Consider the following 12,290-nt stretch of genomic DNA (forward strand, 5'->3'; position numbering starts at 1 on the left):
GGGCTCGTGGCACGTGCCAGGGGTACGGGTCCGTGGCACGTGCCGGGTTCGTGGGCCGCCTGGCGGGCTGTCGCCCGCGGGCCGGCGCGCCCGGATGCGGGCCCGTTGCGCGTGACGGGCACGCCTGGCTGAAGGAAATCCCGGCGACGGGCCCGTTACGCGTGGACCCACCGCCCGGCCGCCGGACGCCCCTCCCGATGCGGTGCGATTCATCGATCTTGGGGTTGTGGCACCTGCCATTTGTGCCAGAAGCGGGCACTCTGGGAGCCACAACTCCAAGATCGCCGAGACCGAGGCGGCGGGCGCCAGGCATGGAGCGGGGCGAGGCACGGACCGGGAAGCTGGGCCGGGGCCGTGACGGGACGGGTCAGAGGCGCCAGGAGATCGGCTCGGGCGGGAGGTAGCGGCAGGTGCTGCCGGTGGTGACGGACTCGCGCAGGTGAGCCGCGAGCGCCGGGTGGCGCTGGTCGATCCGGCGCAGCGAGTCACGGATCCGGCCGGTCACCGCCTTGCGCGCCCGCTCCGCCTGGTCGCCGAGGCGGCGACTGCGCCCGGCCAGCCCGGCGGCGGCCCGCAACTGGTCGAGCAGGGCGGCGCGCTCGGCGTCCAGGGCGGCCAGCCGCCGCTCGTCGTCGCGCCGGGCGGCCCGGTCGATCTCGTCGTCGAGCCGCCGCAGGTGCTGCCGATAGCGGGCCTTCGCCTCGTCGTCGAGCACCGGATCGGCGCCGAGCCGACCGGCCGCGACCAGCTCCGGCCCGGCCGCCGGGTCGAGCAGGTCGATCGCGGGCACGTCCACGCCCGGCCGACCCAGCAGCAGCCGCAGGTCGTGCAGGCCCTTGGCGTCGGGCAGGTGCACCACGACACCCGCCCACGCGAGCCGCCACACCGGCCCGTCCGGGCGGAACTCCGGCCACCCCGGGTCGACTCCGTCCACACCGGAGGGAGCTACGCCGGTGCCACCGACCCCCGGCGTCGGCGTGTCGCGGCCCTGCTCCTCGACCCGCCCGCCCCCGGACAGCTCCGTCGCGGGGAGGGCAGCGCCACCCGGGGACAACCCCGTCGTCCGGGCGGAGATGTCGCCGAAGGCGTCCGCCGGCCCCAGCCGGTCGACCACCTGGGGCATGCCCAGCGCCCGCGCCTCGGCCACCACCGCGGCGCGCAGCCGGGTCGCCCCGGCCGCGTCGCCCGGCCCGCCGCGCCCGGTCAGCGCGGTGACCAACCCGGCCCGGGCCAGCACCGACCAGGGGCGCGCGCCCAGCCGGTCGGCGGCGTCGCGGGCCGCCACGTAGCCGGCCACCGCGTCGTCCCACCTGCCCTGCGCCGCGTCCACACCGGCCAGCCACAGGTCGACCGGGCCGGCCACGTCGCAGCCGAACAGCGCGACCATCCACCGGCCCCGGTGCGGGGCCAGGGCCGCCCGCACCTCGGCGCAGCGACCCGGGTCGCCGTCGACCGCCGCCGCCTGCGCGCGCAGGCGCAGCCACACCGGCGACACGGGCCGGGGGTACGCGGTGCCGGCGGCCTCGATCTCGGCGGTGAGCCGCAGCGCGGTGGCGGTGTCGCCACGTTCGGCGGCGGTGATCCCGCGCAGCAGCTCGACCTGCGGGTGACCCGCGCCGGCCTGGTCGAGCAGGGCCTCGGCCTCGGCGAGACGCCCGCGCAGGAGCAGAAGGGCCCAGCGCAGGTGGTGTGCCATGAAGGCGTGGTCGGAGTGTTCCCACTCGCCGTAGCCCTCCATCTCGGCGTAACACGACTCCGCGCCGGCGAAGTCGCCCCGCAGGGCGGCGATGATGCCGCTGTCGACGGTCGCCGCCATCCGCTGGCGGGCCACGTCGCCCTCGCGGCAGCCGGCCACGAACGCGGTCAGCTCGTGCCGGTAGCCCGGGTCGCCCAGCTCCAGCAACGCGACCCAGCGCAGCGAGGTGGCCCACAACTCGGTGTCCCGGTCGCCGGTGCGGCGCGCCACCTCCCGGATCTCGGCGGTGACCACGGCCCGTTCCTCGGCGGTGCCGAGCCCCCAGGTGGTGTCGTGGCGGGCCCACAGGCTGAACGTGAGCGCCTCGTCGTCGCGGCCGTGCCGGGCGAGCGTCTCGGTGGCGGTGATGAGGTCGGTGACCAGGGCTCCGGTGGACCGGTCCGGCTCCGGTTCGCCGATCAACCGCCCGTACGCCTCGCGGATCAGCGCGTCGGCGTCGAGCCGGCGGCGGGTGGCCGAGTGCTGCCCGTGGGCGGTCAGCGCCACCCGGGCCAGCACGGCCGGCTCGTCCGAGCCCCGGGCCAGCGCGGCGGCGTCGACCAGCAGCCGCTCGGCCTCCCCCGGCGTGCCGGCGTGGTGCAGCAGCCCGGCCAGCTCCAGCAGCACCCGCACCCGGCGCGCGGGCTCGTCGGCGCGTTCCAGCGCACGCCGGAAGTGCCGGACCGACTCCTCCACGGCCAGCCGGCCGGTCGCGTCGCGGGCGGCGGCCAGCAGCAGGTCACCGGCGCGTGCCGGGTCCAGCTCGGCCCCGGCGAGCCAGGCGTGCCGGGCCAGGTCGGCCGGGATGAGCCGGTCGGTCACCGCGGCGGACCGGTCGACGGCCCGGACCACGGCGGCGTGCCGGGCCCGCCGCTCGTCCTCGGCGAGGCCGTCGTAGAGCGTCTCGCGGACCAGGTCGTGCACGAACGCGAACCGGCCGCCGCCAAGGGCCAGCACCAGGCGGGCGGCGGCGGCCCGGTCGAGCAGCCGGTCGACCTGGGCGGCCGGGGCGGGCACGCAGGCGGCGAGGACCTGACGGTGGAACTCGCGACCGAGCACGGCCGCCACGGTGAGCGCCTCGACCACCGGCGCGGGCAGTTGGTCGAGGCGGCGCCGCACCGCCTCCCGTACGCCGGGGGCGATGGTGTCGGCCAGCCCGTCGGTGTGCCAGAGCCGGGCGGTCTGCTCGACGAAGAACGGGTTGCCGCCGGTGCGCCGGTGCACCTCGTCGACGAGGTCGGCGTCGGGCTCGCGACCGGCGGTGCGGGTGATCAGGGCGGCCACCTCGTCGCGCCCGAGGCCGGTGAGCGTGATCGTGGTGGCCTTCGCGGTCAGCGGCAGCAGCAGTGGCCGCAGCGGGTGGTCGCCGGCTTCGACCTCGGCGTCGCGGTAGGTGCCGATCAGCAGCAGCCGCTCGAACCAGGTGTGCTGGGTGGCGAACTGGAGCAGCCGCAGCGAGGCCGGGTCGGCCCAGTGGAGGTCGTCGAGGACCACCACGACCGGCCGGTGCTGGGCCACCGCGACCAGGGCGGTGGTCACCGCGTCGTGCCGGTCGAACTCGGCCCGCCCGTCGTCGGCCGGCCCGGTGTCGTCGGCCGGCCCGGCCGGGTCGTCGGCGGCCGGCCCGCCAAGCAGGGCGGCCAGCCCGACGCCGGCGGCCTCCTGCGCGCGGGCCCAGTCGTCGGCCGAGCGGGCCAGCCGGCGCAGCACCTGCATCCAGGGCCAGTAGTCGGGGGCGGTGTCGGACTCCCAGCACGCGCCGCCGAGCACCAGCGCCCCGCGCCGGCGGGCCTGGTCGGCGGCGGCGCCGACCAGCGTGGTCTTGCCGATGCCCGGCTCGCCGGTGACCAGGGCCAGGCCGCCGTGGCTGGTGGTCACCCGGTCGACCTCGGCGCGCAGCAGACCCGCGGGATGTTCCCGCCCGATGATCCCCTCGCCGAACCGCGGCTCCATGACCTCCCGACGGTAGTCGACGGGTCCGACACCGCGGCGTCGCTCAGCCCATCGGCTGCCGGGCGTCGGTGACCACGTGGGAGCAGGCCGGGCAGGCCGCCGGTCCCTGCTCGGCGAACCAGCGGCAGGTACGCCGGATCGCGCACTTCGGCAGCGTCTCCTCGCCGGGCGGGGCGGTCTCGGCGTACGAGGCGGCCATCCGGGCGCCCAGCCCGCAGTGCGAGCCGGTCCAGAAGCCGCAGGACGAGGTGACGCAGGGGCCGGCGAGCCGGACCCGGCTCTCGATCGGCTCGTCCGAGTCGCCGGCCCCGGCGAGCGCCACCTCGGCCGGCACGGCCGGAGTCACGTAGGCCACCCGGCCCGCCGGAGTGATCATGCCGAGGAACACCGTGGCGTTGGACGCCGGGGTGCTCGGGCACATCCGCTCCGGCGGACCGGCCGGTCGGGCGGCGTCGGTCACCGCTGGATCCAGAATCCGATGTCGTTGATCTTCTGGCCGAGGTCCTGCGCGAACGGGCCGTCGAGCACCCAGAGCCCGTACCACTCGGGGCGCAGCTTGATGTTGCCGTGGCCGAGGGTCAGCGGGTTGGTCAGTTTGGCGTTGGCGGTGCCCAGCGCGGCCAGGCCGGCCTTCTGGATCTCGCCGGCGATCAGGGTCTGCTGGTCGGGTGTCAGGTCGACGCCGTCGACCACGAAGCGGAACTCGTTGCGGGCCATGTGCTACCTCCGGTCACTCGTACGATTCGGTGCCCAGCCCGCGACGCAGGCTGGTCCGGGTGAAGGCCGCCCAGCCGACGTGCGAGGCGGGGTCGGCGGGCTGCCCGACGCGGGCGAGCACCCGCCCGGCGTGCTCCGGCCAGCGGGTGGCGGTGGCCGCCGCGTCGCCCCACAGCTGACGGCAGGCGGCGACCGCGAAGGCGACCTGCTCGGGCGTGCCGGTGAATCCGGCCGCCCCGTCGCCGACGCGGACCGTGCCGTCCGGCCGGACCCGCACGCTGGGGAAGTGGTGGTGCAGGCTGGCCAGCGTGGCCAGGTGGGCGGCGTCCCGCCGGGCGGCGGCGAAGCCGGCGTGCAGTTCGTCGTCGCGCCGGTGGCGGATCGCGTGCAGGACCAGCGCGTCGCCGGCCGGTTCGATCCGGGCGACCACGTGCACGGGCGCGCTCCAGGCGCGGGGCGAGTTCGCCGACCAGAACGCGAGCCAGGCGGTGAGCCGGGCGTGGAAGTCGGCCTGGACGGCGACCGCGGGCGCGGACCCGTCGGGTGCGCGCAGCGCGGCGGTGGCGATCCGGTCCCGGGTGATCAGCGGCGATCCGGGACGGGCCGGCGCCGCCGCCGCGGCACCGGTGGTGGAGGCGACGGCCAGGCCGGTCAGGGTGACCGCCGAGGCCGCCGCCGCGCCGGCGAGGAGTCGCCGACGGTCGAGCGGGTGTCCGTTGTCGTTCATCGTCGGCCCTTCGTCGACGGCAGTGCCCCGACGCTATCGACCGGAAGGGATCAGGAAAACACGCTGCGTGACGGGAGGTTGACAGGAAAGCCGGGGATTCCCGGCGGCGTGAACGACCGTTCCTGTGCCGGGTTCACGAGGCGGAGGACGGGAACCTCTCGTGCCCGAGCACGCCGAGCAGCCGCAGCTTCTCGGCGGCCTCGCTGCGCGGCGGCGCGGTGAACACCAGCAGCGCCTGCGACTGGTCCTCGGTGAAGAGCACCTGGCAGTCCAGTTCGATCGGGCCGAGTTCGGGGTGGACGAGCGTCTTGTGGTCGGCGAAGCGCTGGGCCACCTCGTGCCGCTCCCACAGCTCGGCGAACTCCGGGCTCACCGCCCGCAACGCCCGGACCAGCTCGCCGGCGCGCGACCGGGCGCCCATCGACCCGTACGCGGCGCGCAGGTTCGCGACCTGGGCGCGGCTCTGCCGCTCCCGGTCGTCCTCCGGGTAGCGCTCCCGCTCGGCCGGATCGGTGAACCACCGGTAGATCCCGCTGCGGGCCAGGCCGGTGTGGCCGGTCCGGTCGCCGAGCAGCGCCGCGGCCAGCCGGTTCTGCACCAGCGTCTCGCCCAGGTCGGACAGGACCAGGGCGGGGGTGTCGGCCAGCCGGTCCAGCACCCGCAGCAGCGCCGGCGCGACGTGGGTCGGGGTCGCCGTCCGCTCCGGCGGGCTGTGTCCGGCCACCCGGAACAGGTAGTCGCGCTCGTCCCCGGTCAGCCGCAGCGCCCGGGCCAGCGCGGCCAGCATCTGCGGGCTCGGCTGCGGCCCGCGCCGCTGCTCCAGCCGGGTGTAGTAGTCGGTGGACATCGCGGCGAGCGCGGCGACCTCCTCCCGCCGCAGGCCGGGCGCGCGACGCCGGGCGCCCTCGGGCAGCCCGACGTCGCCGGGGCGCAGGGTCTCGCGGCGTCGGCGGAGGAAGTCGGCCAGGGCTGCGCGGTCCATGATCCGAGTATCCGGCCGCCGTCGGACGCGAACCAGGGATCCCCGATCCCCCGATCGGCGATCTCTTCACCGCCCGGGTCCGGCCGCACCATGCTGGCGGCATGGACATCTCCGGAAACACGATCTTCATCCCCGGTGCCACCAGCGGGATCGGCCTGGCGCTGGCGCTCGCCCTGAAGGACCGGGGCAACACGGTGATCGTCGGCGGCCGGCGTACCGAACTGCTCGACGAGATCGCGGCCGAACACCCCGGCCTGGACACCGTCGCGATCGACACCACCGACCCGGCGAGCATCGCGACGGCGGCCGAACAGGTGCTGGCCCGGCACCCCGACCTCAACGTCCTGGTCGCGATGGCCGGCGTCATGCGGATCGAGGACTGGCGCTCGCCCGAGACGTTCCTCGCCTCGGCCGAGGAGGTGGTGACCACCAACGTGCTCGGCCCGATCCGGCTGATCGGCGCGTTCGTCGAGCACCTGACCCGGCGCGGGAACGCGACCATCGTCACCGTCTCCTCCGGCCTGGCGTTCGTGCCGTTGCGGGTGACGCCCAGCTACAACGCCTCCAAGGCGGCGATCCACATGCTCAGCGAGTCGATCCGGTTGCAGTTGGCCGACACCGGCGTACGGGTGCTGGAGCTGGTCCCGCCGGCCGTGCGGACCGGCCTGCTGCCGGGGCAGGAGACCAGCGAGTTCGCCATGCCGCTGGACGAGTTCGTGGCCGAGGTGGTGGCCGTGCTGGAGGCGCAGCCGGACGCCACCGAGATCCAGGTCGAGCGGGTGAAGTTCCTCCGCCACGCCGAGGCGCGCGGCGACTACGCGCAGGTGGTGGCCACGCTCAACGCGGCGGATCCGCACGCTGCGACCTGAGCCCGGTCAGGCGCGGAGCAGACCGGCGACCGCCCGCTGCGCGTCGACGATCGCACGGACCGGCAGGTCGAGCACCCAGAGCGCGGCGGCCAGATAGTCGAGGACCCGCCACCGCTGCTCCTCGGTCAGCGGGCGGTGGTCGAACAGGGCCCCCGCCTCCCCCGGAAACGGGGAGCGGGGGTCCGGCCGCAGCACCCCGAGCGCCGCGCCCAGCCGGTCCGCGAGCACCGCGGCGAGCCGCCGGCGGTCCACCCCGAGCAGGTACGGGGCCAGCTCCGCGTCGGCCGCTACCAGCCGCAGCCAGCGGTGCACCGCCTCGCGTACGGCGACCGGGCCGAGCCGGTCGCGGGGCTCGCGGGAACAGGTCACCAGCTCCGTCGTCCGCACGACCAGGGGTACGGACGATCGACCCCGATCAGTTCAGACCAGACCTTGATATCGATGGATGCCTATCTATAGGCTGGCGGCGTTCCGCTCACCCCCCCACCCCAAGGAGTGTGAACCATGCGTACGCCGAAGCTGTCCCGGATCCTCGCCACCCTCGCGGCCGCGACGCTCGCGGCGCTGGGCGCGGTCGCCGTCAACCCGGCACCGGCCTCCGCCGCCGTCCGCAACGTCTGCTACAACACCAGCCAGGCCGGCCCGTTCGCCAGCTACGCGGTGCAGGCGGCGTCCATCTGGAACAACCGCACCAACAACATCAACATGGCCCAGTGCGGGTCGAACCTGATGATCTACTACACCTACGGCGGCGGGTCGTACGCCCAGCGCACCAGCCTCGGCAACGGCCGCGTGGTCATCGACTACTACCAGGCCCAGCAGTACTCGCCGCTGCGCATCATGACGCACGAGATCGGCCACATCCTCGGCCTGCCGGACAACTACAACGGCAACTGCGCCATCCTGATGTCCGGCGGCAGCGCCGGCACCAGCTGCACCAACCCGTACCCCAGCTCCACCGAGGCCGCCCGGGTCGACTCGCTGTTCGGCTTCGCGGCCCGCAGCGCGACGCCCGCCCAGGTCTTCAGCGGCAGCTGGCCGGCCGCCACCGTGGTCGGCGCCGGTCGCTGACGACGCACCGGTGACGGGGTCGGCGGGTCACCGCCGGCCCCGTCCGCGCGTCCGTGCCCGGTTCCTCCCGGCCGTCCCGCCGGCCGCCGCGTCGGCCGCCAGGTCCGACGCCCGCCGGCTCAGCTCCTCGACCCGGTCGCGCAGCCGGCCCACCGAGTCCCCGGAGTCCGGGTCGGACACCTCGTCGAGCAGCCCCACGTAGTCCCCGGCCAACCGCAGGTAGCCCGGCCCGCCGGTCCGGTCCAGATCGATGATCTGCTGGGCCAGCACCGCCGTCGCGGCGCCCAGCGCGGCCCGCTCATCGGCGCGCGCGTCCCGCCCGGCCCGGCGCGCGTCGGCCAGCCGCCCGGCCCGCCGACCGCCCAGCCAGAGCGCCGCCGCGCCGGCCACCACGCCGACGACCGCGCCGCCGGCCAGCAGGTAGCGGGGCAGCGACGGGCTGATCGTCCGGGCGCCGTCGGGCAGCAGGCCGGTGCGGACCAGCCGGTCGTAGTTGAGCACGATCACCTTCAGCGCCTCGATCGGCCGGTCCACGAACGCGTCCGCGCCCTGACTGATCACGGTCTCGGTGACCATCGACCGGCCGATGTCGCGCGGGCTGTCGCCACCGACCCGGGAACAGCCGTAGGTGTCCCAGTCGTCGCCGTCGCGGCTCATCGCCAGCACCAGCGTGCCCCCGGTAACCCGTTCGGTGTCGGCGCACGCCTCGCGCAGGTCCGCTCCCGGCGACATCAGCAGCACCACCAGCCGGCGGTTGCCGACGACCCGCTCGGCCGCGGTCCGGTCCAGGTCGACGCCGGGCGCCGCGTAGACCGACGACGCCCGCACGTGCCGGGCCACCGGGCCGTCGAACACGCCGCCGGACCACAGCGCCCACCCGGCCAGCGCCAGGCAGGCCAGCACCGCCCGGCCGAACGCGGTGCCGACCAGCCGGCCGAGCAGCCGGCGCGCGACGGCGGTCACGAGAGCCTCCCCCGCAGGTAGACGTCCGGGCGGTAGCCGGGCATCCGCACGTCCCGGGCCACCTGGTCCAGCTCGACCGCCGCGTCCGCCAGCAGCCCGCGTACGTGCCGGTCGGGCAGGCCGTCGTCGAGCGCGTACCGGGCCGCGCGCAGCCGACCGACGCCCCGCACCAGCGCCGGGTCGCTGCGGGCGTCGGTGAGCACTGACAGCTCCACGGCCAGCGCGGAGAGCCCGGCCAACCGGGCCGGCGTGCCATCCGGCCCGACGTCGCCCGGCCGGCTCCGGCCCGCGCCGCGCACGGTGCGGATCGACAGCACCACGAACCCGGCCACGCAGCCGGCGAAGAGCCAGGGCAGCGCCGGCAGCGCCACCCGCAGCGGGTCGAACGGCCGGTACGGCAGCGGCCTGTCGAACAGCCCCGCGTAGCGTACGTCGGTCACCCGCGCCAGGTAGGCGCCGAGCACGTTGAGCTGCGGATAGTCGTAGCGGCTGAGCCGGCCGCCGTACTGCGCGTAGAAGCTGACGCCGGCCACCTCGGCGAAGTCCGCCGCGCCGGGACCGTGGTACTCGATCCAGCCGCCGTACATCACCACCACCGGCCGATCCGGGGCGAGCCGGTGCAGCGCCGGCCCGTACGCCGGCAGCGGCGTCCCGTACGGCTGGGCCGGCAGCACCACGAACCAGGCCCCGCCCGGGAACGCGTCCCGCGCGTCGTCCTCCGGCAGCCGGGGCAGCGTGGCGCCGGGCCCGACGTACCGGCCGGTGGCGCGCAGCGCGGCGGTGACCGGGGCCAGCTCGGCGGCGGTCGGTTCCCGCCACCGCAGGTCGTCGCGGTCCGCCGGGGCGGGCTGCTCGCGCAGCCCGGCGAGCAGCGCGAGCACCTGCCCGGTCACGTCGCCGGTGGCGAACTGCGCCCGCCAGCCCGGCAGGTCGTCCGGGGTGGCCAGGTAGGGGCCGCCGCTGACCTCGGTGCCGACGATCCGGACGGTGGCGTTCTGCACGTCCTTCACCCGCTTGCGTTCCGCCTCGTCCAGGCCGGGCGGCGCGACCAGGATCCGGGTGCCGTCACCGCCGATGGCGGCCCGGACCCGGGCCTCGTCCCAGCGCGCGACCGCACCGGGCAGCCGGACCACCGGGTCGGCCGCGACCAACGCGGTCATCTCCTCGACCGACGGGACCGTGGCGTCGCTCAGCTCACCGGCGGAACCCTCAGCGGGCAGCGTGGCCGACGACGGCGAGCGCCCGTAGCTGACCGTCACGCTCTGCCGCTGCGCCACCAGGAACACCGCCAGCACGGCCACCGCGACCACCAGCAGCGACCAGCGCAGCACCTCCCGCCGTACGGTCACCGGCCGTCCCGCCACAGCTCGTCGGCGCGGCGGGCGTGGTCGGCGGCCTCGTGGGCCGCGTCCGCGCCGCCGCGCGCGGCCGCCAGCAGCTCGGCCCGGGCCAGCAGCCGTTCCGCCTCGGGCACCGGCGTCCGGGCGGCGTCCCGGCTGACGCCGGCGTCGTGGATCGCCGCCCGCGCCGACGACCAGGCCACCCGCCGGTCCTCGGCGCGGGCGCGGCGCCGGGGCAGCAGCGCGGCGACGAAGCCGGCGGCCACCGCCACGACACCCCCGCCCAGCCAGGGCAGCACGCTCAAGGTCATGATCCCTGTCTAACGCACCGCCGCCAGCGACGCCGACGAGTACCCCTCCTGGAAGCCGTCCATGAACGCGCCCGCCATCCCCGACACCACGCACCCGGCGCAGCACAGGATCACCAGGATCGCCGGCACCGCGACCCAGAGGACGGTCGTCCAGTTGATCCCGTCCGGCTCCGGCTCCGGCGCGTACCCCGGCGGCGGGTACTGCGGCGGATAGTGCGGCTGGTACGGATCCGGCTGGTACGGGTCGTGAGGATGCACCCGCACATCCTGCCCACCACCCGCCGCCGCCGGAAGATCCGCTCGGACCGGCCACCTCGACCGGTCAGGCCCGGTGCGCGTCCAGGTGGGTGAGCACGGTCTGGTTGGCCTCCCAGCCGTCCGGGAACTTCACCGGCACGTCCAGGTGCACCCGCTCGGTCGACGGGTACGCGTCCAGCAGCTCACCGATGCCGGCCCGGGCCACCACCACGCAGGCGTGCCGGTGCCGGGACGCCAGCACGCACAGCCGCCCCGACTCCAGGTGGAACGCGGTCGCGTCGCGCCGGCCGGAGAGCGGGTGCAGCACGATCGTCACGTCGTACTCCCGGCCCTGGAGCCGGTTGGCGGTGTCCACGGTGATGCCCGCGCCGGCCGCGCCCAACCGGGACCGGATGGCCGCGACCTGGTCGCGGTGCGCGGCGCCGACGGCGATCCGGTCCGCGCTCACCGGCGCGCCGCCGGGCGCGGCCTCGCTGACCGCGACCGCGCCGCGACGCAGCACCCGCAGCGCCAGCTCCGCGCACGCCGCCGCGGCCTCGCCGTCGGTACGCACCGTGTGCCGCGCCGGCAGCTCGTGCAACGCCCAGCCGGTGGCGGCGGCCAGCTCGACCGAGGCGTCGTAGGCGTCGCCCGGCCCCGGCTCGGTGAACGTCAACGCCCGGTCGGCCGGCCCGGTGCCGGCGCGGAACCCGGTGAACGGGTAGAACGCGGCGGACACCACCGGCGCGGCGGAGGCGGGCAGCCGCCACGACACCGGCAGCCGGTGCACCGGCAGCTCCGGGTTGTGCCGCAGCAGCGTGGCCACCGCCGACTGCATCGGATCCCAGGTCAGGCCGGTCCACCGGGCGGTCTCGACGGTGGAGAACGGGTCGAGCTGCCCCGGGTCGCCGACGAACAGCGCCCGCTCGAACCGCCCGGCCACGCGCAGCAGCGCGTCCGCGCGCATCTGGTACGCCTCGTCCACGATCGCCCACGGCCAGGTGCCCTCGGTGACCGTGGCCCACTTGGCCGCCGTGGCGATGGTCACCGCCGGTCCGCCCAGGTCGGCGACCTTCGCCGCGACCCGGACCGCCGGGTGGGCGGTGACCCGCTCGGTGGGCCGGTAGTCGGCCGCGGAGAGCCGGCCGACGCGCAGCTCGGGCGCCTTCCGGCCGAGCCGGTCGATGAGGTCGTCGACCTGCTCGTTGGTCTGCGCCACGATCATCAGCGGGTCACCGGTGACGGCGAGTTCGATCGCCGCGCGGACGACGAGGGTCGACTTGCCGGCGCCCGGCGGCGAGTCGACGACGACGCCGCGGTGCGCGCCCTCGCGCACGTCGCGCAGCACACTCTCGACCACGTGCAAGGCGGGGCCCTTCTTAACG

At 76.1% G+C, this 12,290-nt stretch carries 13 protein-coding genes; 2 read left to right on the forward strand and 11 right to left on the reverse strand.

Annotation, left to right across the window (positions count from 1 at the left end; all coding sequences use genetic code 11):
- Positions 1-367: 367 nt before the first annotated feature.
- The 5 genes from CO540_RS14030 to CO540_RS14050 form a co-directional block, all read right to left on the reverse strand.
- Positions 368-3,688 (reverse strand): AAA family ATPase, encoded by a 3,321-nt coding sequence (locus tag CO540_RS14030; RefSeq protein ID WP_099162393.1) that lies wholly within the window; start codon positions 3,686-3,688, stop codon positions 368-370.
- Positions 3,689-3,731: 43 nt separating this feature from the next.
- On the reverse strand, positions 3,732-4,148 hold the full coding sequence (locus tag CO540_RS14035; RefSeq protein ID WP_099162394.1) for a hypothetical protein: 417 nt from the start codon (positions 4,146-4,148) through the stop codon (positions 3,732-3,734).
- On the reverse strand, positions 4,145-4,405 hold the full coding sequence (locus tag CO540_RS14040; protein WP_091581243.1) for a hypothetical protein: 261 nt from the start codon (positions 4,403-4,405) through the stop codon (positions 4,145-4,147). Before CO540_RS14040 ends, CO540_RS14035 begins: the two co-directional genes overlap by 4 nt.
- Before the next feature lie 13 nt (positions 4,406-4,418).
- Positions 4,419-5,132: a hypothetical protein gene (locus CO540_RS14045; protein WP_099162395.1), complete on the reverse strand. Its 714-nt coding sequence runs from the start codon at positions 5,130-5,132 to the stop codon at positions 4,419-4,421.
- A gap of 133 nt (positions 5,133-5,265) precedes the next feature.
- The gene (locus CO540_RS14050) at positions 5,266-6,114 is read right to left on the reverse strand and encodes a helix-turn-helix transcriptional regulator (protein ID WP_099162396.1); all 849 of its coding nucleotides are present in this window, start codon (positions 6,112-6,114) and stop codon (positions 5,266-5,268) included.
- Positions 6,115-6,215: 101 nt separating this feature from the next.
- Here CO540_RS14050 and CO540_RS14055 point away from each other — a divergent pair, with 101 nt between their 5' ends.
- A complete protein-coding gene (locus CO540_RS14055; RefSeq protein ID WP_099162397.1) occupies positions 6,216-6,983 on the forward strand; it encodes an SDR family oxidoreductase in 768 nt (255 codons plus the stop codon).
- Between the two features lie 6 nt (positions 6,984-6,989).
- Here CO540_RS14055 and CO540_RS14060 read toward each other — a convergent pair whose 3' ends face one another.
- A complete protein-coding gene (locus CO540_RS14060) occupies positions 6,990-7,352 on the reverse strand; it encodes a globin (protein WP_253866668.1) in 363 nt (120 codons plus the stop codon).
- A gap of 135 nt (positions 7,353-7,487) precedes the next feature.
- Here CO540_RS14060 and CO540_RS14065 point away from each other — a divergent pair, with 135 nt between their 5' ends.
- Positions 7,488-8,054 (forward strand): snapalysin family zinc-dependent metalloprotease, encoded by a 567-nt coding sequence (locus CO540_RS14065; protein WP_091581260.1) that lies wholly within the window; start codon positions 7,488-7,490, stop codon positions 8,052-8,054.
- A 27-nt stretch (positions 8,055-8,081) separates the two neighbouring features.
- Here the strand turns inward: CO540_RS14065 and CO540_RS14070 are convergent, their stop codons facing one another.
- The 5 genes from CO540_RS14070 to CO540_RS14090 form a co-directional block, all read right to left on the reverse strand.
- Positions 8,082-9,017, reverse strand: a complete 936-nt coding sequence (locus tag CO540_RS14070; RefSeq protein ID WP_099162398.1) for a hypothetical protein — start codon at positions 9,015-9,017, stop codon at positions 8,082-8,084.
- Positions 9,014-10,366: a hypothetical protein gene (locus CO540_RS14075; protein WP_099164757.1), complete on the reverse strand. Its 1,353-nt coding sequence runs from the start codon at positions 10,364-10,366 to the stop codon at positions 9,014-9,016. Before CO540_RS14075 ends, CO540_RS14070 begins: the two co-directional genes overlap by 4 nt.
- Positions 10,363-10,668: a DUF6403 family protein gene (locus CO540_RS14080; RefSeq protein ID WP_099162399.1), complete on the reverse strand. Its 306-nt coding sequence runs from the start codon at positions 10,666-10,668 to the stop codon at positions 10,363-10,365. The genes CO540_RS14075 and CO540_RS14080 overlap by 4 nt, the downstream gene beginning before the upstream one ends.
- 9 nt (positions 10,669-10,677) lie before the next feature.
- Positions 10,678-10,926, reverse strand: a complete 249-nt coding sequence (locus tag CO540_RS14085; protein WP_099164758.1) for a hypothetical protein — start codon at positions 10,924-10,926, stop codon at positions 10,678-10,680.
- A 64-nt stretch (positions 10,927-10,990) separates the two neighbouring features.
- Positions 10,991-12,271, reverse strand: a complete 1,281-nt coding sequence (locus CO540_RS14090) for an AAA family ATPase (RefSeq protein ID WP_099162400.1) — start codon at positions 12,269-12,271, stop codon at positions 10,991-10,993.
- Positions 12,272-12,290 lie beyond the last annotated feature (19 nt).

This window comes from Micromonospora sp. WMMA2032 (assembly GCF_002688545.1).
GTDB lineage: Bacteria > Actinomycetota > Actinomycetes > Mycobacteriales > Micromonosporaceae > Micromonospora > Micromonospora sediminicola.